The sequence below is a fragment of the Microbacterium oxydans genome, from assembly GCF_000956525.1.
Taxonomy (GTDB): domain Bacteria; phylum Actinomycetota; class Actinomycetes; order Actinomycetales; family Microbacteriaceae; genus Microbacterium; species Microbacterium oxydans_A.
Map to the genome: position 1 here is coordinate 774,844 of NZ_JYIW01000026.1, position 23,497 is coordinate 798,340.

The window sequence follows — 23,497 nt, forward strand, 5'->3', positions numbered from 1 at the left end:
GACCGTACGAACAGTAGATCCGTTCCCTCCGATGCACGCATCATGCGTGAGGATCGGTCGGAACGATGCCCAGTCTACGCCATCAGGGCCTCGGGGCGAAGAATCGACCCCAGAAGCACCTGTGTCAGGACGCGACGCCGAGGACGCGGGCCGCGTCTGTGACGTCGTCGCCCATCTGCGCCGCGAGCTTCTCCATGCCCTCGAACGCCACCATGCCGCGCAGGCGCTCCACGAACTCGACCGTGACGTCGTGACCGTAGAGGTCGAGTCCGTCGAGGTCGAGTCCGATCCTGCCGATCACGTGCGCCTCGACCTGGCGCACCAGCACGTCGTCGAAGGTCGGGTTGGTCCCGACGGAGATCGCCGAGGGATGCCGGAGCCCGGTGTCATGATCGACGAGCCACCCCGCGTACACCCCGTCCGCCGGGACGAACGCGTCGGTGATGGTCGAGAGGTTGGCGGTCGGGAACCCGAGCTCGCGTCCGCGCTTGAGGCCGTGGACGACCTCACCGCGCACATCCGGATAGCGACCGAGCACGCGAGCCGCCGCGGTCACGTCGCCCTGGATCAGGAGTTCGCGGATCCACGTCGACGACACCCTGCGCGAGTACTCGGGCAGGTACACGTCATCGACGACCTCGACCGTGAAACCGTTGGCTGGACCGAGTGCGCGTAGCAGTTCCGGAGTGCCGGCCCCGCCGTGCCCGAAGCGGAAGTCCTCGCCGACGAGCACGGTCGACACCTTCAGCGCCCGCACCAGGATCTCGATGACGAAGTCCTCCGCGCTGCGCGACGCCATCTCGTGGTCGAAGGTGAGCAGCAGGGTGGCATCCAGGCCGAGCTCTCCGAGGAGCTCGAGCTTGCGGTCGACCGACACCACGTTCTCGGGGCAGCGATCAGGGCGCAGCACGGCAAGCGGGTTGCGGTCGAAGGTCACGGCCACGGCGCGGGCGCCGGTCTCGGCAGCACGCTCGTTCAGGCGCGCGATGACGGCGCGGTGTCCTGCGTGCACACCGTCGAACTTGCCGATCGCCACGACGCTGGGGCCGAAGTCACTCGGCACCGCTGCGATGTCGCGGAAGACGATCACGCGGAGACCTCGGCGCGCGAACGCTCGAGAGCCGCCGGGTTGTGCGTCCGCAACCACCAGATGCCGAAGATCGGGAGCACGAGCGGGATGAAGAGATAGCCGCGTCCGAACAGCGACCAGACTGTCTCGTGCTGGAAGAGTTCAGGCAGCAGGATGCTCAGCAGACCGACCACCAGAACGCCGGTGAGCTCGAACACGATCGCCGCCCAGGCAACGGTGTACCACCCTCGGCGCCTGGCCAGCACGAGCGCGAGCGTCGCGAGGATGTAGACCACCGCTGCCAGTGCCGACAGCGAGTACGCCAGGGGCGCCTCGTCGAATCGACGGACGATCTGGACGAAGCTGCGGCCGGTCGCGGCGAGGGCCATGACGGCATAGACGATCACCAGGACGCGACCGATTCCGGTCATCCGAGTGGAGGGGGCGGTGGAGCTCATAGCGCATACCAGTCTAGAGCCGCCGGCTGAGGCGGGAGCCCGCTGGTCGCCGTGTGACGCGATGGACGCTGCGGCTCACGCGATCTGGATGGTCCAGATCACCTGCATCCGCCACAGCATGACGGCGACCGCGAATGCCGCGACGCCGAGGATCACGGTGCTCCATCGGCTGCGCTCCATCAATGCCCACAGCACGCCGCCGATCGGCAGGAGGGCGGCGGACACCAGGTACACCCAGTACTCGAGCAGATCGCCGGTCGGGGGGTTGCCGGCGAGCGGCGCGACGATCGCCACGACTACCTGGGCGATGAGCAGCACCTCGACGAGCGCCAGCGATCCGACACTGATGTCGCTCGGTCTGCGCCCAGCGAGTCCGGCGACGAGACAGAAGAGCCCTGCCCCGACGGCCACCGCGATCTGCGCGATCGTGAACCAGAGGATCATCCGGCTGCCTCCGGCATGTTCATCGCGCTCTTGAGATCGGCTCCGCGCTTCTCGACGATCCCGACCAGGTCGCCGTGCTCGTCGATCGCGGCGGCGATGGCTCCGTCGAGACGATCCGCCTGGCCCGCGAGGCGCTTGCCGTGCCGCAGGTCACGCGCCTCCTCGGCCGAGACAGGCAGGGCTTGCAGGATCCGTGCGGCTGCAGCGCCGGCGGTGAGCGTCTCAGCGCCATCGAGGGCGTCGATCGAGACGGCATCCGTCACCTCGAAGGGACCGACGCGCGTGCGACGGAGGGCAGTCAGGTGTCCCCCGACGCCCAGCCCGGCTCCGAGGTCGCGGGCGAGTGAGCGGATGTAGGTCCCGGACGAGCAGTCCACGATCACGTCGAGGTCGATGTATCCCTCGCCTGAGCGCTCGGCCAGCAGGTCGAATCGCGAGACCACGACATCGCGCGCGGCGAGCACGACCTCCTCGCCGGCACGCACGCGGTCGTAGGCTCGGCGGCCGTCGACCTTGATGGCCGACACCGAGCTCGGCACCTGCGAGATCGGGCCGCTCAGGGCGGTGATCCCGGCGGCGATGCGCTCAGGCGACACGTGCTTCCAGGCATCCGAGGGTGCGGTCGTGACGATGTCGCCTTCGGCGTCATCCGTGCTCGTGCTCTGTCCGAGCCGGATCGTCGCCGCATAGGTCTTGTCAGCACCGACGACATAGGTGAGCAGTCGGGTCGCTCCTTCGATGCCGATCACCAGCAGGCCGGTCGCCATCGGGTCGAGCGTCCCGGCATGGCCGACCTTCCTGGTGCCGAACGCGCGGCGGGTACGAGCCACCACGTCATGGCTGGTGAGCCCAGCGGGTTTGTCGACGAGGAGGATGCCGGGCGAGACCATCCATCCAGCCTACCCACGCGTCGACCCTCGCTCAGCCGCGCAGGGCCGGGCGCTGAGAGCTCGCACGGCGAGCTCGAATAGGCTGTCAGGATGCTCCCGACCGCGTCCCCGGTACCTCAGGGCAGAACGCTGCCACTCGCCGACTGGTACCGCGCGAACGCACGAGACCTGCCATGGCGGCGAGCCGCATTCCATGAGCAGTTCGGAGCATGGGGTGTGCTCGTGAGCGAGTTCATGCTGCAGCAGACCCAGGTCTCCCGGGTGATCCCCCGGCTGGACGCCTGGCTCGAACGCTGGCCGACCCCGACCGCGATGGCCGCAGCGACCCCGGCCGAGGTCGTGCAGCAGTGGGCGAACCTCGGCTACCCGCGTCGCGCGTTGTGGCTGCACCGCGCTGCGGTCGAGGTGGTCGAACGGCACGGCGGAGTGGTGCCGCGAGATGTCGAAGCGCTGCTCGCGCTCTCCGGCATCGGCGACTACACCGCGCGCGCCGTCTCGGTGTTCGCCTACGGCGACCGGCATCCGGTCGTCGACACCAACACCCGCCGGGTGCTCGCCAGGGCTGTCGAAGGGCGATCCCATCCGGCATCGCCGTCACGACGGGATCTGCTGCTGATGGAGTCGCTGCTGCCGTCGAGCGACGCCGAGTCAGCAGTCTTCAACGCCGCGGCGATGGAGCTGGGAGCGACGGTCTGCACCGCGCGCTCACCGCAGTGCGAGATCTGCCCGCTGCTCGGCGAGTGCGCCTGGGTCGCCGATGGCCGACCGGACACGGGCGATGCGCGACGGCGTCAGGCAGCGTTCGAAGGCTCCGATCGGCAAGCTCGCGGCGCTGTGCTCCGGGTGCTCCGCGGCGCCGGCGAAGACGGTGTCGCCCTGGAGACCGTGCTCCCGGACTGGCCTGACCCGGTGCAGCGCGACCGCGCGATCGACTCGCTGATCGCCGACGGACTGGCGGAAGCGGCGGAGGGCTCGCTCTCGCTCCCCCGCTGACTCCGGTGCAGGCGACGCGGCCTCAGCTGTGCCGATTCGTCCGGTGCGCCAGCACGGTGAGTTCCACCCGACTGCGGACGTCCAGCTTGGCGAACACGCGTCCGAGGTGCACCTCCACCGTGCGCACCGACACCCGGAACGTCTCCGATATCTCACGGTTGGTCGCCCCGCCGACCGCCAGCATCGCCACCTCGAGCTCGCGGGTCGTGAGCAGCTCAGACCACGCTCTGCGACATGCCGACATGTCGTCGGACGGCTGCGCATCCGGGTCACCCAGACGGTCCCAGCTCTCCAAGCGATCCCGGACGGACCTCACCCAGGCGCTCGCGCCCGATATCTCGAACAGACCGATGGCCGCGCGCAGATGACTTCTCCCTGCCTCGTGATCGTCCCTGATCGCACACTGGACACCGAGGGTCGTCTCCACCGTCGCGCGCTCGAACGCGGACTGCACCCCACGCAGCCCCTCACGGATCTCCTGACGCTGGACCCGCCAGCCTGATTCCGTCATCGAGGCAGCGCGCCGCCGCAGGTCAGCCGCGAGCACCATCCCGGGTGGACGCAGCACGCGCCTGCGTCTCCCATCGATCCGTGTCGATGGTCCTTCATCGATCCCCGGCACTGCGAACCCCGATTGCGGCGCCCCCAGGTCGAGCCAGAGTCGCCGCGCGGATTCAGCGTCGTCGAAGGCTCCGGCCAGCGACGAGCGGATGCTCCGGTCGACAAGGAGATCGATCCTGACCTGCGTGGGAAGCGCAGCCGAGAGCGCGCGTGACACCGGACCGAGTTCACCCAGGACCGCCATATCGAGTCGGCGTGCGAGGACGACCCCGAGCCCGGCGAACGGGATCGCGACGGGCAGGTGGAATGATGCCGCGATCATCCGGTCACGGGCGAGGTCGACGTCACCGCGCCAGAACAGCAGCAACACCTCGGTGACCGCAAGATAGGCACGGACCACCGGGCTGTGCTCGAATCCGGCGAGGAGAGGGTCGGGAGCCGCTGGCGCACCTGGCCCGTCTGCTGCGAGCACCCGCAGCGCACCGTCGATGTCATCCTCCAGCGCGGCTCTGAGGGCGCGGACGATCCGGTCACTCGGCGGCTCGGCGCCGCGGGCTTCGTCGGGATCGGCCTGCGGATCGCCGATGAGCAGCCAGCTGAGCTCGACCGCCGAGTCGCGCAGCGCACCTCCGGCGCCGACACGGGCGCACCCCTCGTGCAGGGCATCGAGCCAGAGTCGCATCCTTCGCCGGTCGCCGCGCTCGGCACTCAAGATCGCAGCGAACGCCGCCGCACGGGACCAGGCGAACCAGCCGTCGCCGTCGTCGGTCCGAGGCGCGAACGCAGCTGGAGCCGGATCAGGCACGGTTCCCTGCTGGAGCGCCTGCGCGCAGATGAGGGCGGAGAGCGCCTGCACCCGGAACCGTTCTGCGCCGGCGGGGAACAGTCCGCCGAGGCGCGCTGACGCGTCCTCCGACAGTCCGGCGGCAGCAGCAGCGACACCCGCCGTCAACTCGGCCATGTCCAGTTCAGCCCCCGTCGCGTGCACAGCCGCTTCGCCCGCAAGCCGCAGTGCTCGGAGCGGACGCCCGGCCCCAGTGAGCTCCCGCGCGCTCCTGATGAGTGCCGGCGCGCTTTCGGGTCCTCGCTGGAGCGAGGCCCTCGCCCGATGCCAATCCCGATGCATCCGATCGCCGTACGCGTCGAAGACCGCGCTGAGCCGCCGGTGCGCCGCAGCCTGCTGGCCTGCGGTCGTGGTCGATTGCACCCAGATCGCCAGCCGGGGGTCGGCGAACCGGATGCTGCCGGCACGAATCACGGTATGAACGCCGAGTGGGCCAGCGGCGACCTCTGCTGCAGAGCGGCCGTCGAACTCGAGGATCGGCGCCAGTCGATCATCCAGGCTCAACGCCAGGGCCAGCAGCAACTCACGATCCTTCGGAGCGAGCTTCAGCGTTCGGAACGCATCCGAGATCGCGGGAACGCCGGGAAGCGGCACGGGGAGGGCGCCGATCCCATGGCGCTGTGCCGCAGTGAGCGTTCCCGCGACCTGCACGATCGCACTGCAGTCATCGTTCAGCTGCCGCGCGAGTGCGCTCAGCACGTGCGGTGCGCAGCTCAACCTCGCAGTGAGGAGCTCGTCGAGCAACGGCTCCATGGCCGGACGCACGACGAATCGTTCTGGGTGGGTACGCGAAGCGTCGATGCTGATCCCCTTCAGCTCCGCGAGCCACCATCTCGCACCGCCGAGGCTATCAGGATCTGCGTCAGTCCTCTTCGGAGTCCTCGGCGCGTCGGTAAGGATCCGCATCGCCGGCATGGGACGACGAGGATGCGAGCCTCGCGACCTCCGAGTCACGCTCCCGCGCCTCGCGCAGGAGCGCCGAGATGTGGTCCGCGTTCTCCGGGAGCGCATCGGGAATGAACTCCAGGGTCGGCACGAGACGCGTGCTGAGCTGACGTCCGACCTCGCTGCGCAGCATCCCCGTCGCCGATGCGAGAGCAGCGCCGCTGGCGATGCGCTCCTCCTCGGTGCCGAGGACGGTGTAGAACACCGAAGCGTGCTGGAGGTCGCCGCTGACGCGGCAGTCGGTCAGCGTCACGAAACCGAGCCGCGGGTCGCGCAGGCCCTTCTCGAGGCGTTCAGCGAGGATCACACGGATGCGATCCGCGAGACGTGCCTGTCGTTCACCAGCCATTGTTCTCTCCTTCTCCACGAAGCCTTCGGGCGCCCTTCCTCGCTGTGCTCCCGAAGGAGCCAGCGCGAAGAGCGCCCGAAGATCTCGATCTGACTACTAGCCTCGCGGCTTCTCGATGAGCTCGGTGGTTTCGATCTCATCGCCGATCTGGATGTCGTTGTACTTGCCGAGGCCGATACCGGCCTCGTAGTCCGTGCGGACCTCGGTGACATCGTCCTTGAAGCGACGCAGCGACTCGATGGCGAGGCCATCGGCCAGCACGACGCCGTCGCGGATGACGCGAGCCTTGGCGTTTCGCGTGATCGTTCCCGATCGCACGATGACACCGGCGATGTTGCCGAACTTGGAGGACCGGAAGACCTCGCGGATCTCCGCGACGCCCGACTGGATCTCTTCGTACTCCGGCTTGAGCATGCCCTTGAGCGAGCTCTCGATCTCGTCGATCGCGTTGTAGATGACCGAGTAGAACCGGATGTCGACGCCCTCGCGCTGAGCACGCTCGCGCGCCTTCGTGTCGGGTCGGACGTTGAAGCCGACGATGATCGCGTTGTCGATCGTCGCCAGGTTCACATCGGACTCGGTGATCGCACCGACACCGCGGTGGATGATGCGCAGCTGCACCGAGTCATCGACCTCGATCTTGAGGAGCGACTCCTCCAGCGCCTCGACGGCACCGGAGACGTCACCCTTGATGATGAGGTTGAGCGACTCGACCTTGCCGTCCTCGAGAGCACGGGTGAAGTCCTCGAGCGAGATGCGCTTGCGGGCCTTGGCCAGCTGGGCGTTGCGCTCGACCGCTTCACGCTTCTCAGCGATCTGACGGGCCATGCGGTCCTCTTCGGTGACGATGAAGACGTCACCGGCACGAGGCACCGAGTTCAGACCCTGCACCTGCACCGGACGCGACGGGTAGGCCTCGAGGACCTGCTCGCCGTTCTCGTCGGCCATGGCACGCACGCGGCCATAGGCGGTGCCCGCCACGATCGCGTCACCGATCCGGAGCGTTCCGGACTGGATCAGCACGGTGGCGACAGAACCGCGACCCTTGTCGAGCTTCGCCTCGATCGCGACACCGCGGGCACCCTTGTTCGGGTTGGCGGTGAGGTCGAGACCAGCGTCGGCCGTGAGCAGCACAGCGTCCAGGAGGTCCTGGATGCCGGTGTTGGCACGAGCGGAGACGTCGACGAACATGACGTCGCCACCGAACTCCTCAGCGACCAGGCCGTACTCGGTGAGCTGCTGACGAACCTTCGACGGGTTGGCGTCGGGCTTGTCGACCTTGTTCACCGCGACCACGATCGGCACGTTCGCCGCCTGGGCGTGGTTCAGCGCCTCGACCGTCTGCGGCATGATGCCGTCGTCGGCTGCGACCACGAGGATCGCGAGGTCGGTGACCTGCGCACCACGAGCACGCATGGCGGTGAACGCCTCGTGACCCGGGGTGTCGATGAACGTGATCGCACGCTCGATGCCCTCGTGCTCGGTCCAGACCTGGTAGGCACCGATGTGCTGGGTGATGCCACCGGCTTCACCCTCGATGACGTTGGTCTGACGGATGGCGTCGAGGAGTCGGGTCTTACCGTGGTCGACGTGACCCATGACGGTGACGACCGGCGGACGGATCTCGAGGTCGTCCTCGCTCTCCTCCTCCAGCTCCTGCTCGAGGTTGAGACCGAAGCCCTCGAGGAGCTCCTTGTCCTCGTCCTCGGGCGAGACCATCTGGATCTTGTAGCCGAGCTCGGCGCCGAGAACCTCGAACGTCGCCTCATCCAGCGACTCGGTGGCCGTGGCCATCTCGCCGAGGTTGAAGAGGATCGTCACGAGCGTTCCGGGCTGCACCGTGTAACCGGTCAGCGTCTCGATCTTGTCCGCGAAGTCCGCGATGGACGCGCCGCGGCGCATGCGGATGATCTCCCCGTTACCGCGGGTGACGTTGACGCCACCGACGACCGGGGCGCTCCGCATCTCGAATTCCTGCCGCTTCGCCCGCCGCGACTTGCGCTGCTTGCTCTTGCCGCCGCCCTTGCCGAAGGCACCAGCGGTACCTCCACCCGGGCCACGGCCACGACCGCCGCCGCCACCGGGACGGCCTGCGAAGCCTCCACCGGGACGTGCGCCGGGGCCGCCTGCACCACCACCGGGTCCACCGGCACCGCCGGGACGGCCGGGGCCGCCTGGACGCTGCTGGAACGGTGCACCACCGGGACGACCACCCTGACCGCCGCGCGGAGCGCCGGGACGGGGAGAGCCGGGACGGGGTGCGCCCGGGCGCGGGGCGCCGGGACGAGGCGCCTGCGGGCGCGGGATGTTGCCGGGCGTCGGGCTCGGGCGCTGGCCCATGCCCTGCGCCGAGGCGAAGGGGTTGTTCCCCGGACGCGGGCCGGCGGGACGCTGTCCCATGCCCTGCGCGGAGGAGAACGGGTTGTTCCCCGGACGCGGTGCGCCGGGCTTCGGAGCGCCGCCGTCAGCGGGCTTCGACTCGGCGGGGGCCACTGCGGCCTCTGCTACGGGAGCTGCAGGTGCAGCGGGCGCCGCAGGAGCGGGTGCAGCCTCGGCCGGAGCCGGTTCTGCCGGTGCCGGGGCAGGCTTCGGACCCGGCTTGGGACCGGGGGTCGGTGCCGAGGAGGCACCGGGCTTGGGTGAAGAGGCACTCGACTTCGACGCCGGCTTCGCAGCGGGCGTCGCTTCGGGGGCGGCCTTCAGTGAGCCGTCGGCCTCGATCGCCGCGCGCAGCTTGCGCGCCACCGGCGGTTCGATGGTCGATGAGGGGCTCTTCACGAACTCGCCGAGCTCCTTGAGCTTCGCGAGTGCGATCTTGCTGTCGACGCCGAGTTCGGCGGCGATCTCGTGTACGCGTGGTTTACCAGCCACAATTCTCCTGTCTGAGTTGGTCCACCCAGACAGGGCAGACCACTAGTCGCGGACGGGTCTCATTTCGAGCCGTTCACTTTGTTTCCATAGCTGTTCAGCCTTTGTTTCTCGGTGGGTGCTGTTCGAAGGTCCGTGTGTCCAACTGAGTGGACGCACGCAGTGCTCGTCCGAATGCCCGACGCCGCAGTGCGGCATCCATGCATTCAGCCGTCGGATGCACCCACGCGCCGCGCCCCGGCAGAACCGCATGCTCGTCGACGACGAGGATGTTGTTCTGGTTCACCACCCTGAGCAGAGTGGAGCGGGAAGCACGCGTGCGGCAACCGACGCACGTTCGTACGGGTTCCATCTTACACCTGCGTTTCGTCTCGCTCTGTGCGAGCTGCCACCGAGTCGGCGGAAATGACCGCGGATCAGTCGAGCACGCTGTCCGGCTGGATGTCGATCTTGGCACCGGTGAGCTTGGCCGCCAGGCGGGCGTTCTGGCCCTCCTTGCCGATCGCCAACGACAGCTGGTAGTCGGGGACGAGAGCTCGGACGGCCTTGGTGCTGGCGTCGAGGATGAAGGCGCTCGTGACCTTGGCCGGCGAGAGCGCATTCGCGACGAACGGCGCGAGCTCCGGGTCGTAGTCGACGATGTCGATCTTCTCGCCGGAAAGCTCCTCGGTGACCGCGCGGACGCGGCGTCCCATCTCGCCGATGCAGGCACCCTTGGCGTTGATCGCCGGGTCCTTCGCGACGACGGCGATCTTGGTGCGGTGGCCAGCCTCACGGGCGAGCGCGACGATCTCGACGAGACCGGCCGCGATCTCCGGCACCTCGAGCGCGAAGAGCTTGCGGACCAGGCCGGGGTGGGTCCGCGACACGGTGATCTGCGGCCCCTTCATGCCCTTGGAGACGCTCGTGACGTAGACGCGCAGGCGCGACCCATGCGTGTACTGCTCGCTGGGCACCTGCTCCTCAGGAGGCAGGATCGCCTCGACCGAACCGAGGTCGACGTGGATCATCCGGGGGTTGGGGCCCTGCTGGATCACGCCGGCGACGATGTCGCCTTCCTTGTCCTTGAAGTCGCCGAGCACGACGTCATCCGCGATGTCGCGCAGACGCTGGCTGATGACCTGCTTGGCCGCGAAGGCGGCGATGCGACCGAAGTCGTCAGGAGTCGCGTCCTCTTCACCGATGATCGCGTCCTCTTCATCGCGCACGACCTGGAGCACGGCGACATGGCCGGTCTTGCGGTCGAGATGCACGCGCACGCCCTCGACGGGAGCGCCGTCGAACGAGACGTGCTTGGAGTACGCCGTCAGGATGGCCTGTTCGATGATCGAGACGAGTTCATCGAAGGGAATCGCCTTCTCCTTCTCGATCCCTCGCAGCAGACTCAGTTCGATGTCCATGACGGCCTCCTCTATTCAGCTCTCGTCGCGTCTGTGTGCACACGCGACATCCGTACAACGATACCGTGTGCGCGGCACTGCTGCCACGACGCGACCGTGGATGCCGCTGTTCGGTCAGGCCGCGGGCGCCGACGGCAGCGTGTTGATCGCGCCGATCAGCCGGAACAGATTGCCCACCTGACGCTGATCGAGATGCAGGGCGAGCCGAGGCAGATGCAGCAGATCGTCGTCGGCGACCTCGACGCGGTTCGGCTCGACGCGCTCGATCGCACCGCCGGCGAGCATGGCGGCGAACTCCTGGTTCAGCCCCGCGATCTCCGCATCCGTCGGCTCGGCACGCAATCGCAGCACCAGCGTGTCGCCGATCCAGCGGAGCGAGTCGTAGTTGCGCCAGAACCCGGCGATCTGCCGTCGAGCCTCCTCGACGGAGTCGGTGATCACGACCCGGTCGAAGTCTCCTTCGGAGATCACGCCGGTCGGCGCGAGATCCTCGTCGATGAACCGGCGGAGCCCTTGCCAGAAGGTTCCACCCTTCTCGTCGAGCAGCACGATCGGGGTCGGCTCGGCCTTCCCGGTCTGCTGCAGCGTGAGCAGCTCGAACATCTCGTCGAGCGTGCCGAAGCCGCCGGGCAGGCAGATGAAGCCCTGGGACTCCTTGATGAGCATGAGCTTGCGCGTGAAGAAGTACTTCATCGCGACGACGTGATCCCGGCCTGCGACCAGACTGTTCGGCTTCTCCTCGAACGGCAGACGGATCGACACGCCGAGCGAGAGCTCTGGCCCTGCTCCCTCGGCTGCCGCCTGCATGATGCCGGGGCCTGCGCCGGTGACGACCATCCAGCCGTCGTTCGCGAGTGCGGCTGCCACGTCGCGCGCCTGCAGATAGAGCGGATCATCCTGCAGGGTGCGCGCCGAGCCGAAGACGGTGACCTTCGGGATCCCCCGGTACGGCGCGAACAGACGGAACGCGTCGCGCATCTCCGCCAGCGCTGCCGAGGCGATCTTCAGGTCGAGCCGCTCTGTGTCGTCCTCGCCGAGCAGGATCGATGTGCGCATCAGCCGCATCACCAAGCGGCGATCAGCGGTCACGCCTGCCGCATCAAGCACGGCGTTGACCTCGGCGCTCAACGCCTCCGGCAGAGCCTCGTCGGTCATGACATCAACCGGCGACGAGTCGCGCGACCGCCTCTGCGACGGTCACGGCGTCACGATCACCGCTGCGACGGTCCCACAACTCGACCTGCCCGTCGGCCGCACCGCGTCCGACGATCACGATCTTCGGCACGCCGACGAGTTCGGCATCACCGAACTTCACGCCGGGCGAGACCTTGGGGCGGTTGTCGTAGAGCACGTCCAGGCCTGCGGATTCGAGCTGCGCCGAGATGTCCTCAGCCACGTCGAATGCGATCTGGTCACGACCGGCCGCGACCACCTGCACATCGAACGGCGCGACGGATGCCGGCCAGATCAGACCCTTGTCGTCGTTGTTCAGCTCAGCGATGATCGCGAGGATGCGGGTGACGCCGATGCCGTACGAGCCCATCGTGACCGTGACGAGCTTGCCGTTCTCGTTGAGCACCTTGAGGCCGAGCGCTTCCGCATACTTGCGACCGAGCTGGAACACGTGACCGATCTCCATGCCGCGGGCGAGCTCGACCGGGCCGGATCCGTCGGGGGCGGGGTCTCCCGCTCGCACATTCGCGATCTCGACGATGCCGTCTGCCGTGAAGTCACGGCCGGCGACCACCGAGTGCGCGTGCTTCTCGTCGATGTTGGCGCCGGTGATCCAGCTCGTGCCCTCGCTGACGCGGGGGTCGACGAGGTAGCGGATGTCCGTGGCCGACTCCTCGCCGAGGATCGCGCCGGTCGCGGACCAGGGGCCGATGTATCCCTTCACCAGCAGCGGATGCTTCGCGAAGTCCTCGGGCGTCGCGGTCTCGACCTCTGCCGGAGCGAAGGCCACCTCGGCGCGCTTCTGGTCGACCTCGCGGTCACCGGGGATTCCGACCACGACGAGCTCGCGCGAGCCGTCGAGGTGGGTCAACGCGAGCACGACGTTCTTGAGCGTGTCGGCAGCGGTGTACTCGCCGTCGAGCACTGCGTTCGCGTGCGCGACGAGGGTCTCGATGGTCGGAGTGTCGGGCGAGTCGAAGACGACGGGCTCCGCGTCGGCGTCGAAGGGGATCGCGTCGGGAACCGCGGTGGTGAATGCTTCGACGTTCGCCGCGTATCCACCCGCGCTGCGCACGAACGTGTCCTCGCCGACCGGGGTCGGGTGCAGGAACTCCTCGCTGCGCGAGCCGCCCATCGCACCGGCATCCGCCTGCACGATGACGTATTCGAGACCGAGGCGCTGGAAGATGCGCTCGTACGCATCCCGCTGCGCCTGATAGCTCGCGTCGAGTCCCTCGTCGGACGCGTCGAAGGAGTACGCGTCCTTCATCGTGAACTCGCGGCCGCGGAGCAGACCTGCGCGAGGGCGTGCCTCGTCGCGGTACTTGTCCTGGATCTGATAGATCGTGAGGGGCAGGTCCTTGTACGAGGAGTACAGGTCCTTCACGAGCAGCGTGAAGGCCTCTTCGTGCGTCGGCGCGAGCAGATAGTCGCCGCCCTTGCGGTCCTGCAGGCGGAACAGCAGATCGCCGTACTCCTCCCAGCGGCCGGTGGCCTCATAGGCCTCGCGCGGCATCAGCGCCGGGAAATGGACCTCCTGAGCGCCCGCCGAGGCCATCTCCTCGCGGACGACCGTCTCGATCTTCGACTTCACGCGAAGCCCGAGCGGCAACCAGGCGAAGATGCCCGCGGCCTGCGGTCGGATGTACCCGGCGCGGATCAGCAGCCGGTGGCTGGCGACCTCGGCACCTGCGGGGTCTTCACGGAGCGTACGGAGGAAGAAATTCGAAAGACGAGTGACCACGGAGCAAGTCTACTGATCCGCGGTCACTCGTCTCGGTCGACGCTCGTCAGTTGAGCGCGGGAAGCCCTGACGGCACCACGCCACCCTTGTACAGGCTCGCCGCGAGCTCCTGGAGTGCGGTCAGCGCAACGCGCTGCGGGAGCGGGCCGTAGGAGATGCGGGCGACGCCGATCTTCTCGTACTCGGATGCCGCGAGCGCACCGGGAACACCGATCACGCTCACCTTGCGCTCGCCGATGCCCTCGACGAGCTGACGCGTGATGCTCGCGTCGAGAAGCCCCGGCACGAAGACCGCGGTCGCGCCCGCGTCGATGTAGGCACGGCCGCGGTGGATCGCGTCGGCGACGCTCTCCTGGGCCGGGCGACCGCCGGCCCGCACGAACGCGTCGGTGCGTGCGTTGAGGGCGAAGGGCACGCCCTCGGCTTCTGCGGCCTTCACGATCGCCTCGACGGCGGCGACGGATTCGTCGAAGGGCTTGAGGCGGTCCTCGACGTTGGCGCCGACGACGCCGGCGGCGATCGCGAGTCGGGTGGTCTCCCCCGCGTCGCCGTACCCGTCATCCAGGTCGGCCGTCACCGGTACGCTCACGGACGCGGCGATGCGCCCGACCATGTCGAGCATCAGGTCGCGCGGGATCGCGCCGTCGTCGTAGCCGAACGAGGCAGCGATGGCGTGTCCTGCGGTTGCGATTGCATGCGTTTCGGGAAGCGTGGCAACGGCGCGAGCCGACACCACATCCCACACGTTGACGACGCGGAGGATCTCCGGAGCGTCATAGAGTCCGATCAGAGTCTGGGCCTTGGCAGCTGGAGTGGTCATGTCACCACGCTAACGCGGGTGATCGACATCGGGGCCGGCGCGGACGATCTCCCTCAATCTTCAGCTGTCGAGCAATGTACTGGTCTGGGTCGTTGAGCCGCCGCGCTGTGCGGCCGACGCGCTGCTCGCGAGATGCTCCCGCTGCGCCGTGCTGAGTCCCGCTGCTCATGTCTCGACCTAGGGTGGGGACATGCCTCAGCGCCGATCGCACGTCGCCCCGTCAGCCGCGCAGACCGAACTCGCCACGGCGCTCACAGCCCTGCGCGGAGCATTGGATGCCCCGGTGGAGTTCCCCGCCGGGGTGATCGCGGAGGCCGAAGCAGCGAAGGCGAGCGAACCCGACCTCGATCTGCGCGATGTGCCGTTCGCGACGCTCGACCCCGAAGGCTCGCGAGACCTCGATCAGGCCTTCCATCTCGAGCGATCGGGATCGGGCTTCACCGTCCGCTACGCGATCGCCGATGTGCCCGGCTTCGTGACACCGGGCGGTGCCGTCGACGCCGAGGCGCGCCGTCGAGGGCAGACGCTCTACGCCGCCGACGGATCGATCCCGCTGCATCCCCGTGTGCTGAGCGAAGACCGCGCCTCGCTGCTCGCCGCTGTCGATCGGCCAGCGCTGGTCTGGACCTTCGCACTCGACAGCGACGGCACGGTCTCGGACCACCGACTCGAGCGGGCGCTCATCCGCTCGCGCGCCCAGCTCGACTACGTGTCCGCCCAGCAGTCGCTCGAGCGCGGTGAGGACGGGCCCTGGTCGCTGCTGCCGGAGATCGGCGGGCTTCGGATCGCGCTGGAGCAGCAGCGCGGCGGCGCGAGCCTGAACCTGCCAGACGAAGAGGTCGTCCAAACGGCAGACGGAAGCTACGGGATCGAGCGGCGGCATCCGCTCCCGATCGAGGAATGGAACGCGCAGCTGTCGCTGATGACCGGCATGGCCGCCGCCGAGATGATGCTCGACGCACGGATCGGCGTGCTCCGCACCATGCCACAGCCGGACGAACCCTCGTTCGACGCGTTCCGCCACCAGACCGAGGCACTCGGACGACCATGGACCGCGGGACGGTACGGGGACTATCTGCGGGAACTCGATCGCACCGATCCGATGACGCTGCCGATTCTCGAGGCTGCAGCGACGCTGTTCCGCGGCGCCGGGTACGTCGTCTTCGACGGCGCCGCGCCGACGGACGCCGAGCAGGCCGCGATCGGCGCGCCGTACGCACACACGACCGCTCCCCTGCGCCGCCTCGTCGACCGCTGGTCCCTCGCGATCTGTCTCGCCGTGTCGAACGGCGAGGACGCCCCGGCATGGGCGCGCGATTCGCTCGCCGAGCTGCCAGCCCTGATGCAGGAGTCAGGCCAGCGCGCCTCCCGACTCAACTCGGCGACGATCAACGCCGTCGAGGCAGCACTCCTCACGCCGCTGGTCGGTTCGGTCGTGAACGCGACGGTCGTGGAGCTCCGCGGAGAACGTGCGACGATCCAGATCGCGGAGCCGGCGGTCACCGCATCCGCACCGATCCCGTCCGGAGCCACGCCCGGCGACGTCGTCGCGCTGCATGTGGTGCGCGCCGACATCGCGCGTGGCGAGGTCGAGTTCGCACTCTGATCGCGGGGGCACTCACCGGCCCCGGCGAGCACGGGACGCCTCAGGCTGCAGGCACGACCGTGGTCGTCATCACGAGCAGCTGGGGATCGCTCAGGTCGAGATCGACGGTGATCGACGCGAACTCAGCGAGGGATGCCACATGCGTGCCTCCGCACAGGATGAGGGCCTCGCCCTCCGGCAGCTCGCACTGCCAGCGTCGACGATCGACGATCGTCGGCCCCTCCGTCACGATGTGGCTCTGCGCTGCAGATGCCACCCACGCCGAAAGCTGCGCGTTGATGCTGGACACGCGATCGGCGAGCGTCGCGGCGAACGTCTCGGTATCGAAGCCCGCACGACGCAGGCTCTTCCCGAGCCGGTACTCGTCGACGCTGCCGTCTCCATGGATGCGGCTCGACTGATTCGCCCGTCCCTCGAAGTCCGGGTTGCCGAGTGCATCCGCGCCAGGATCCTTGCGCCAGAGATCCGCGACCGCGAGGTCGAGTGCCAGCGACGCGAGGTGGCAGGCGGTGTGGCCGCGACTGAGACCTGCGCGCTGCGCGGCGTCCACGTCGAGACGCACCGGTGCGCCATCGACGAATGCTGCAGGAGCCGCGCCATCGAGCAGATGCCCGACCAGCCACGTCCAACCCTCAGTTCCGCGCTTGACGGGGATGTCGACGCCGACCGCGAACTCGCCCTCGTCGCTGACGGCGGCCATGAGGGCTTCCGCGACGACGACTCGTTCGTCGCCGACCACGAGCGTGCCCGAGTCCCCCGGCTGGTCGGGCCAGGTGTGATCGACCGGGTGGAACGGCGTCGCGTCTGCGACGATCACCGTTCCCCGCGATGACGCTTCAACACGGGTGATGATCCCCTCGCCGGATGTCGAGCCGTCGGCGAAGGAGACGAGGGTGGCAGGCATGGTTCTCCGGAGAACGGGCGCACCGGGTGCGGCCGAAAGGATCAGGGTCAGACCGGGGTGGTCGGACGAAGTGTCAGACGGTGATGACCTGAGCGGTGCCGACGGACGCGTCCGGGCCCATCTCGGCTGCGATGCGGTTCGCCTCTTCGATGAGCGTCGCGACGATCTCCGCCTCGGGCACGGTCTTGATGACCTCGCCCTTGACGAAGATCTGGCCCTTGCCGTTGCCGGAAGCGACACCGAGGTCGGCCTCGCGTGCCTCGCCCGGTCCGTTCACGACGCAGCCCATGACGGCGACGCGGAGCGGCACGGTCATGTCCTTGAGCCCCTCGGTCACGTCTTCGGCGAGCGTGTAGACGTCGACCTGCGCCCGACCGCACGAGGGGCACGACACGATCTCGAGCTTGCGCTCGCGCAGATTCAGCGACTGCAGGATCTGGTGGCCGACCTTGACCTCTTCAGCTGGCGGTGCGGACAGCGAGACGCGAATGGTGTCTCCGATGCCCTCGCCGAGCAGGATGCCGAAGGCGGTCGCGCTCTTGATCGTGCCCTGGAACGCCGGACCTGCCTCGGTGACGCCGAGGTGCAGGGGCCAGTCGCCCCGCTCGGCGAGCTGACGGTACGCCTTGACCATGACGATCGGGTCGTTGTGCTTGACCGAGATCTTGAAGTCGTGGAAGTCGTGCTCCTCGAACAGCGACGCCTCCCAGACGGCACTCTCGACGAGCGCCTCGGCGGTGGCCTTGCCGTGCTTCTCGAGGATGCGGCGGTCGAGCGATCCTGCGTTCACGCCGATGCGGAGCGAGACGCCGGCGGCCTTCGCGGCCTCGGCGATCTTGCCGACGTTGCCGTCGAACTCGCGGATGTTGCCAGGGTTCACTCGCACGGCGCCGCATCCGGCATCGATCGCGGTGTAGATGTAGCGCGGCTGGAAGTGGATGTCGGCGATCACGGGGATCTGGCTCTTCATCGCGATGATCTTGAGCGCGTCTGCGTCGTCCTGGTGCGGGACGGCGACGCGGACGATCTCGCAGCCGGAGGCCGTGAGTTCGGCGATCTGCTGCAGCGTCCCGTTGATATCGGTGGTCTTCGTCGTCGTCATCGACTGCACGCTCACGGGAGCGTTGCCGCCGACGAGCACCTTGCCCACCTTGATCTGGCGAGACTTCCGGCGCGGGGCGAGGACTTCGGGGATCTTCGGCATCCCGAGATTGACTGCTGGCACACGTCGATTCTACGTCGCCCGGATGCACGGAGGCTGGATGCCGAGAGGTTCGAGCGGGCTGTCATGCGCCGTGGGCGAACGCCGCCGGTGTGGTAGTTTCGGCCCATGCTCGCGAACTTCACCTGGTGGCCCGCCTCCTAGGCGGTGTGTTCGCGTTCCCACGAATCCAGACCGCCTCCGGGGCGGTCTTTTCGTTGAGCCGAGCCGGAGCCCTGCACAGGAGACATCGATGACCCCCTCACGACTCGCCGAGCTCAGCCATGACCCGGACGCCTCGTTCGTCCTGATCGCGCGCGACGGCGCAGACACCGTCGAGCTGCTCACCGGCGACGTCATCGACGTCGACCTGCTCGCCGACATCCCGCTGACGATCGACGGAACCCCGCGCGAGGTCTTCTCCCTCGTCCCCTACCGACAGGTGCGCGAACGCGGATTCGTGGCGCAGGACGACGGCGCACCGCTGCGCTGCTTGGTCGTCGACGAACACCTCCATCTGCCCACAGGCGAACTGCTCGCCGAGCTGCCGACCGCGTCGGTCCCGCTCCGCGACGCCGGCTTCGACATCGCCGACGAGGAGTACGCCTCGATCGTCGAGACCGTGATCGCCGATGAGATCGGGCGCGGCGAGGGCGCGAACTTCGTGATCCGCCGCGATTTCACCGCGAACATCGATGTCGACGACCGCACGGCTGCGCTCACCTGGTTCCGAGCGCTGTTGACGCACGAGCGCGGCGCGTACTGGACGTTCGCAGTCTTCACGCCCGGTCACATCGCCGTCGGCGCGAGCCCGGAGGCGCACGTCGTGGCGCGCGAGGGCATCGTCACGATGAATCCGATCTCCGGTACGTTCCGGCATCCGGCCGGCGGGTCGACGCGCGAGACACTGGTCGACTTCCTCTCCTCCACCAAGGAGACCGAGGAGCTCTTCATGGTGGTCGACGAGGAGCTCAAGATGATGAGCGCCGTGTGCTCGGACGGCGGGCGCATCACCGGCCCGCATCTGAAGGAGATGTCCCGGCTCACGCACACCGAGTACATGCTGCGGGGCCGCAGCAAGCTCGATCCGCGCGACATCCTCCGCGAGACCATGTTCGCCCCCACGGTGACGGGCTCACCGATGCAGAACGCCTGCGCCGTCATCCGCCGCCATGAACGCGAACCTCGCGGCTACTACTCCGGCGTCGCCGCGCTGTTCACCCCGAACGCCGACGGCGGCCACGACCTCGACGCCCCGATCCTCATCCGCACCGTGTATCTCGTGGACGGCGCACTGCGCGTGCCGGTCGGCGCGACGCTCGTGCGGCACTCCGACCCCCATGGCGAGGTCAGCGAGACGCACGGCAAGGCGGCGGGCGTGCTCGGCGCCATCGGAGCGATCGACCGAGACCGCGCAGCCGAAGCCCGCAGCGAGGCGGATGATCCGGACGCGCCGCGTGCCGCAGTCAGCCTCGCTGACGACCCCGTGGTCGCCGAACTGCTCGCATCGCGCAATTCCCGGCTGGCCGAGTTCTGGCTCAACCCACAGGGCGACGACGCCGCCGGTCGATTCGCCGGACGAACCGCGGTGGTCGTCGATGCCGAGGACCGGTTCACGACCATGCTGGCGCACCAGCTCCGACACCTCGGTCTCGCCGTCTCGATCGTCCCGTGGGATGCGGCGACGGATGCCGAACTGGATGCTGCCGACCTCGTCGTGACCGGCCCCGGCCCCGGCGACCCGCGTGATCCGGAGAGCCCGCGCATCGCCCGCATGCGAGAGGCCGTCGCACGGCGGCTGGAGGCAGACGCCCCGCTGCTCGCGGTGTGCCTGAGCCATCAGATCCTCGCCGACCGGCTCGGCATCACGCTCACACCGCTCGACGCTCCGCACCAGGGCCTGCAGAAGTCGGTGCCGGTGTTCGGTGAGGATGCTTCGATCGGCTTCTACAACACCTTCACTGCCCGCGTCACCCCGGGGACCACGGCAGTCGACGGCGTCGAGATCTCAGCGGATCCGCTCACGGGAGACGTCTACGCACTCCGAGGGACGCACTTCGCATCAGTGCAGGGACACCTCGAGTCGATCCTGTCGCGTGACGGCATCCGCACCCTCGAGCGGCTCGTCGAGCACGCGCTGCGCTGAGCCGGGCAGGCTGCGGGAAGACTGACTCAGCCGAGGATGTCGATCGGCTTGAACAGGTCGGCGATGATCAGCAGGGCGCCCATCGCGATCAGCAACGTCGCGACGACCACCGTCAGCGGCACGAGGCGCGTGGCGTCGACCGGCGCGGGTGGGGGGCGACGGAACAGCTTCGCCCAGACCCGCTTGATCCCCTCCCACAGCGCGACCACGATGTGACCGCCGTCGAGCGGCAGCAGCGGGATCAGGTTGAAGACGAACAGCGCGACGTTCAGCGAGCCGAGCAGGCCGAGCAGCACCGAGATCCGGTTCAGCACGGGAGCGTCGGTCGCTGCGACCTCGCCGGCGAGCCGGCCGACCCCGACGACGCTGAGCGGACCGTTCGGGTCGCGCTCCCCGCCCGTGACGAGGGCGACACCGACGTCCCACAGACGCACCGGCAACGTCACGATGAGCGTCCCGACCCTGGCGACGGTATCGCCGGTCATCTCGACGCCTGCGTTCAGCGGCTGTTGGACGAATCCCATCTGCGACGCCATGCCGACGTAGCCGACCTTCTTGACGATCTGCGCGCCGGTGTCGTCGAGCAACGGCTGCCCGCTGGCATCCGTCAGGGTGCGCTCGGCCGAGATCGGCGTGATGCGCAGCGTCTGCTTCGCGCCGTCGCGCTGGATGACGACATCGAGCGACTGACCCGGAGACGCCTGCACGATCGCAGTGGCCTCGGCGAAGGTCGAGACCGGGGTGCCGTCGATCGACAGCAGCACGTCGCCCGGCATGATGCCGGCTTCCGCTGCCGGCGTCGCCTGATCGCCCGGCTGGCATTCGGTCTGGGTGGAACCAGCGGGCACGACGCACTCGTTGACCGAGGCGATCGTGGTGGTGCCCTGCTGCATCCCGATGCCGGAGAGCAGCACGGTGAAGATGACGACGGCCAGGACGAGGTTCATGAGCGGCCCGCCGAGCATGACGATCACGCGCTTCCAGACCGGAAGCCGGTAGAAGACACGGTCCTCCGCGCCCGCAGCGATCGTCTCGTCATTCGCCGAGCGAGCATCCTGGATCAGCGCCCGGAAGGCGCCTCTGGCGGGTCCTGCCGTGGACGAGGCCGGGTACATGCCCGACATCGAGATGAATCCGCCGACGGGCAGCAGCTTGAAGCCGTACTCGGTCTCGCCGATCCTCTTCGACCAGAGACGCGGCCCGAACCCGATCATGTACTGCCCGACGCGCACGCCGAAGAGCTTCGCGGGAACGAGGTGTCCGACCTCGTGCAGACCGATCGACAACCCGAGGCCGATCAGCATGAAGAGGATGCCGGCCAGATACAGGAGGATTTCCACCTGCTCACGGTACAGGGCTGCATCTAGGAATCCGCCCACACGTGCCGAGGCTCGCCGCCGGCCCAGGTCGCGCCGACGAGGAATCCCGGCTGCGCCATGAGATCATTGACCCGACATGTCGATTGAACAACAACCGAGCCTGCCTCCCGTGCTCCGCCCCGCGAACCCGCCCCGGCGTGAGCTGTCCGAACTCGCTTCTCGATTCGCCCGCAGTGTGCGCGGCGATGTGGGCGGAGTCGTCGTCTCCGGCATCACGCTGGCGACCGCCGACCTCCGAGCCGGAGAGGCGTTCGTCGCGATCCAGGGGGTGAATCGTCACGGAGCCGAGTTCTCGGTGGCCGCCGCCGAGAAGGGCGCGGTCGCGATCATCACCGACGAAGCCGGCGCGACCATCGCCGAATCGGTCGGCCTGCCGATCATCGTGGTCGACAACCCCCGCAGCATCCTGGGCGACCTGAGCGCCTGGGTGTACGGCACCGGGGCCGGCGACCCGCTCCCGCTCCTGTTCGCGACGACCGGCACCAACGGCAAGACCAGCGTCTCGCATCTGCTGGAAGGCATCCTCGAGCAGCTCGGCGTCGTCGCCGGGCTGTCCTCGACCGCGGAACGGCACATCGCGGGCGAAGTCATCGTCTCGCGGCTGACCACGCCTGAGGCATCCGAGATGCACGCCCTCCTCGCGCTCATGCGCGAGCGGCAGGTCGAAGCCGTCGCCGTCGAGGTCAGCGCACAGGCGCTCTCCCGGCATCGCGTCGACGGCCTCGTGTTCGACGTCGCCGGCTTCACGAACCTCAGCCACGATCACCTCGACGACTACGCCGACATGGAGGAGTACTTCGAGGCGAAGCTGCCGCTGTTCCGCCCCGACCGGGCACGCCGCGCAGTCATCTGCCTCGACTCGCCGTCCGGCGCCATCGTCGTCGAGCGCGCCGAGATCCCCACGGTCACAGTGGGCACGCCGTCGATCGCTGCGGATCCGGATGCTGCCGCGAAGGCAGACTGGGTCGTCGTGATCGACGACGAGCGCGCCTCCGGCACCACGTTCACGATGACCGGTCCCGCCGGCTCGCTGACGACCACCGTCCCGGTGATCGGACCGCACATGGCCGCGAACGCCGCGCTGGCGATCGTGATGCTGCTCGAGGGTGGCTACAGCTGGGAGCGGATCGCCGCGGCGCTCGATCGCGACGGCGGGATCCGCGCATACCTGCCCGGTCGCACGCAGCTGGTGTCGGGCGACCGCGGCCCCGCCGTGTTCGTCGACTTCGGCCACTCCCCCGATGCCTTCGAGAAGACCCTCGCTGCCGTTCGCCGGGTCACGCCCGGCCGTGTCGTGATGCTGTTCGGCGCAGATGGCGATCGCGACGCCAGCAAACGGTTCGACATGGCGCGCACCGCCGTCGAAGGCAGCGACATCCTGGTCGTCACGGATCACCACCCGCGGTTCGAGGATCCCGAATCGATCAGGAAGACCCTCGTCGACGGCGCCCGCAGGGCACGCCCGGATGCCGAGATCCACGAGTATTCACCGCCCGAGCGCGCGATCGTGGCGGCGGTCGCACTGGTCGGCGACGGCGACGCGATCCTCTGGGCAGGCCCTGGGCACCAGGACTATCGCGACATCCGCGGCGTCCGGACGCCGTACTCCGCTCGGGAGCTCGCACGCCGCGCGCTGAAGTCGGCGGGATGGCCGGTTCCCGACTCGCACTGGCCGGTGCCGTACTCCGACGAGGACTGAGCAG

19 protein-coding genes are annotated in these 23,497 nt (G+C 68.5%); 4 read left to right on the forward strand and 15 right to left on the reverse strand.

Annotation, left to right across the window (positions count from 1 at the left end):
- Positions 1-124: 124 nt before the first annotated feature.
- From RS83_RS16390 to truB, 4 genes are all read right to left on the reverse strand, one after another.
- Positions 125-1,090: a bifunctional riboflavin kinase/FAD synthetase gene (locus tag RS83_RS16390; protein WP_045280523.1), complete on the reverse strand. Its 966-nt coding sequence runs from the start codon at positions 1,088-1,090 to the stop codon at positions 125-127.
- Positions 1,087-1,500: a hypothetical protein gene (locus tag RS83_RS16395; protein ID WP_197072160.1), complete on the reverse strand. Its 414-nt coding sequence runs from the start codon at positions 1,498-1,500 to the stop codon at positions 1,087-1,089. Before RS83_RS16395 ends, RS83_RS16390 begins: the two co-directional genes overlap by 4 nt.
- Positions 1,501-1,602: 102 nt before the next feature.
- Positions 1,603-1,971 (reverse strand): hypothetical protein, encoded by a 369-nt coding sequence (locus tag RS83_RS16400; protein WP_045280525.1) that lies wholly within the window; start codon positions 1,969-1,971, stop codon positions 1,603-1,605.
- Positions 1,968-2,861, reverse strand: a complete 894-nt coding sequence (gene truB / locus RS83_RS16405; RefSeq protein WP_045280526.1) for a tRNA pseudouridine(55) synthase TruB — start codon at positions 2,859-2,861, stop codon at positions 1,968-1,970. The genes RS83_RS16400 and truB overlap by 4 nt, the downstream gene beginning before the upstream one ends.
- Positions 2,862-2,951: 90 nt before the next feature.
- Between truB and RS83_RS16410 the strand changes: the two genes are divergently transcribed.
- Positions 2,952-3,854, forward strand: a complete 903-nt coding sequence (locus RS83_RS16410; protein WP_045280527.1) for an A/G-specific adenine glycosylase — start codon at positions 2,952-2,954, stop codon at positions 3,852-3,854.
- 22 nt (positions 3,855-3,876) lie between these two features.
- On the opposite strand, the gene RS83_RS18405 is transcribed toward RS83_RS16410, so the two are convergent.
- The 8 genes from RS83_RS18405 to RS83_RS16445 form a co-directional block, all read right to left on the reverse strand.
- Positions 3,877-6,024, reverse strand: a complete 2,148-nt coding sequence (locus RS83_RS18405) for a response regulator transcription factor (protein ID WP_197072144.1) — start codon at positions 6,022-6,024, stop codon at positions 3,877-3,879.
- Positions 6,025-6,121: 97 nt separating this feature from the next.
- Positions 6,122-6,553, reverse strand: a complete 432-nt coding sequence (rbfA, locus tag RS83_RS16420; RefSeq protein WP_045280528.1) for a 30S ribosome-binding factor RbfA — start codon at positions 6,551-6,553, stop codon at positions 6,122-6,124.
- Positions 6,554-6,649: 96 nt separating this feature from the next.
- A complete protein-coding gene (infB, locus tag RS83_RS16425; protein ID WP_045280529.1) occupies positions 6,650-9,424 on the reverse strand; it encodes a translation initiation factor IF-2 in 2,775 nt (924 codons plus the stop codon).
- A gap of 94 nt (positions 9,425-9,518) precedes the next feature.
- Positions 9,519-9,773 (reverse strand): YlxR family protein, encoded by a 255-nt coding sequence (locus tag RS83_RS18625; RefSeq protein WP_082071702.1) that lies wholly within the window; start codon positions 9,771-9,773, stop codon positions 9,519-9,521.
- Positions 9,774-9,837: 64 nt separating this feature from the next.
- Positions 9,838-10,821, reverse strand: a complete 984-nt coding sequence (gene nusA, locus RS83_RS16430) for a transcription termination factor NusA (protein WP_045280530.1) — start codon at positions 10,819-10,821, stop codon at positions 9,838-9,840.
- A 114-nt stretch (positions 10,822-10,935) separates the two neighbouring features.
- Positions 10,936-11,976, reverse strand: coding sequence for a TIGR00730 family Rossman fold protein (locus tag RS83_RS16435; RefSeq protein WP_045280531.1), 1,041 nt, complete (start codon positions 11,974-11,976; stop codon positions 10,936-10,938).
- Positions 11,977-11,980: 4 nt separating this feature from the next.
- Positions 11,981-13,738, reverse strand: coding sequence for a proline--tRNA ligase (locus tag RS83_RS16440; protein WP_045280532.1), 1,758 nt, complete (start codon positions 13,736-13,738; stop codon positions 11,981-11,983).
- 46 nt (positions 13,739-13,784) lie between these two features.
- A complete protein-coding gene (locus tag RS83_RS16445; RefSeq protein ID WP_045280533.1) occupies positions 13,785-14,558 on the reverse strand; it encodes an isocitrate lyase/PEP mutase family protein in 774 nt (257 codons plus the stop codon).
- A gap of 190 nt (positions 14,559-14,748) precedes the next feature.
- On the opposite strand from RS83_RS16445, the gene RS83_RS16450 reads away from it, so the two are divergent.
- Positions 14,749-16,164, forward strand: a complete 1,416-nt coding sequence (locus RS83_RS16450; RefSeq protein ID WP_045280534.1) for an RNB domain-containing ribonuclease — start codon at positions 14,749-14,751, stop codon at positions 16,162-16,164.
- A gap of 40 nt (positions 16,165-16,204) precedes the next feature.
- On the opposite strand, the gene RS83_RS16455 is transcribed toward RS83_RS16450, so the two are convergent.
- Together RS83_RS16455 and ispG are read right to left on the reverse strand one after the other, a co-directional pair.
- The gene (locus RS83_RS16455) at positions 16,205-17,068 is read right to left on the reverse strand and encodes a hypothetical protein (protein ID WP_045280535.1); all 864 of its coding nucleotides are present in this window, start codon (positions 17,066-17,068) and stop codon (positions 16,205-16,207) included.
- 73 nt (positions 17,069-17,141) lie between these two features.
- Positions 17,142-18,293 (reverse strand): flavodoxin-dependent (E)-4-hydroxy-3-methylbut-2-enyl-diphosphate synthase, encoded by a 1,152-nt coding sequence (ispG, locus tag RS83_RS16460; RefSeq protein WP_197072145.1) that lies wholly within the window; start codon positions 18,291-18,293, stop codon positions 17,142-17,144.
- 229 nt (positions 18,294-18,522) lie between these two features.
- On the opposite strand from ispG, the gene RS83_RS16465 reads away from it, so the two are divergent.
- Positions 18,523-20,415 (forward strand): chorismate-binding protein, encoded by a 1,893-nt coding sequence (locus RS83_RS16465; RefSeq protein ID WP_045280537.1) that lies wholly within the window; start codon positions 18,523-18,525, stop codon positions 20,413-20,415.
- Positions 20,416-20,441: 26 nt separating this feature from the next.
- On the opposite strand, the gene RS83_RS16470 is transcribed toward RS83_RS16465, so the two are convergent.
- Entirely contained in the window at positions 20,442-21,755 is a 1,314-nt protein-coding gene (locus RS83_RS16470) for a M50 family metallopeptidase (RefSeq protein ID WP_045280538.1), read from the reverse strand.
- Positions 21,756-21,870: 115 nt separating this feature from the next.
- On the opposite strand from RS83_RS16470, the gene RS83_RS16475 reads away from it, so the two are divergent.
- The gene (locus RS83_RS16475) at positions 21,871-23,493 is read left to right on the forward strand and encodes a Mur ligase family protein (RefSeq protein WP_045280539.1); all 1,623 of its coding nucleotides are present in this window, start codon (positions 21,871-21,873) and stop codon (positions 23,491-23,493) included.
- Positions 23,494-23,497 lie beyond the last annotated feature (4 nt).

Bases quoted from the DNA above. Each gene is read 5' to 3' on its own strand.
- RS83_RS16445 (WP_045280533.1), bottom strand. From the start codon at position 14,558: ATGACCACTCCAGCTGCCAAGGCCCAGACTCTGATCGGACTCTATGAC.
- truB (WP_045280526.1), bottom strand. From the start codon at position 2,861: ATGGTCTCGCCCGGCATCCTCCTCGTCGACAAACCCGCTGGGCTCACC.
- RS83_RS16450 (WP_045280534.1), top strand. From the start codon at position 14,749: ATGCCTCAGCGCCGATCGCACGTCGCCCCGTCAGCCGCGCAGACCGAA.
- RS83_RS18625 (WP_082071702.1), bottom strand. From the start codon at position 9,773: ATGGAACCCGTACGAACGTGCGTCGGTTGCCGCACGCGTGCTTCCCGC.
- RS83_RS16435 (WP_045280531.1), bottom strand. From the start codon at position 11,976: ATGACCGACGAGGCTCTGCCGGAGGCGTTGAGCGCCGAGGTCAACGCC.
- RS83_RS16400 (WP_045280525.1), bottom strand. From the start codon at position 1,971: ATGATCCTCTGGTTCACGATCGCGCAGATCGCGGTGGCCGTCGGGGCA.
- rbfA (WP_045280528.1), bottom strand. From the start codon at position 6,553: ATGGCTGGTGAACGACAGGCACGTCTCGCGGATCGCATCCGTGTGATC.
- RS83_RS16455 (WP_045280535.1), bottom strand. From the start codon at position 17,068: ATGCCTGCCACCCTCGTCTCCTTCGCCGACGGCTCGACATCCGGCGAG.
- RS83_RS16465 (WP_045280537.1), top strand. From the start codon at position 18,523: ATGACCCCCTCACGACTCGCCGAGCTCAGCCATGACCCGGACGCCTCG.
- RS83_RS16410 (WP_045280527.1), top strand. From the start codon at position 2,952: ATGCTCCCGACCGCGTCCCCGGTACCTCAGGGCAGAACGCTGCCACTC.
- RS83_RS16395 (WP_197072160.1), bottom strand. From the start codon at position 1,500: ATGACCGGAATCGGTCGCGTCCTGGTGATCGTCTATGCCGTCATGGCC.
- RS83_RS16475 (WP_045280539.1), top strand. From the start codon at position 21,871: ATGTCGATTGAACAACAACCGAGCCTGCCTCCCGTGCTCCGCCCCGCG.
- nusA (WP_045280530.1), bottom strand. From the start codon at position 10,821: ATGGACATCGAACTGAGTCTGCTGCGAGGGATCGAGAAGGAGAAGGCG.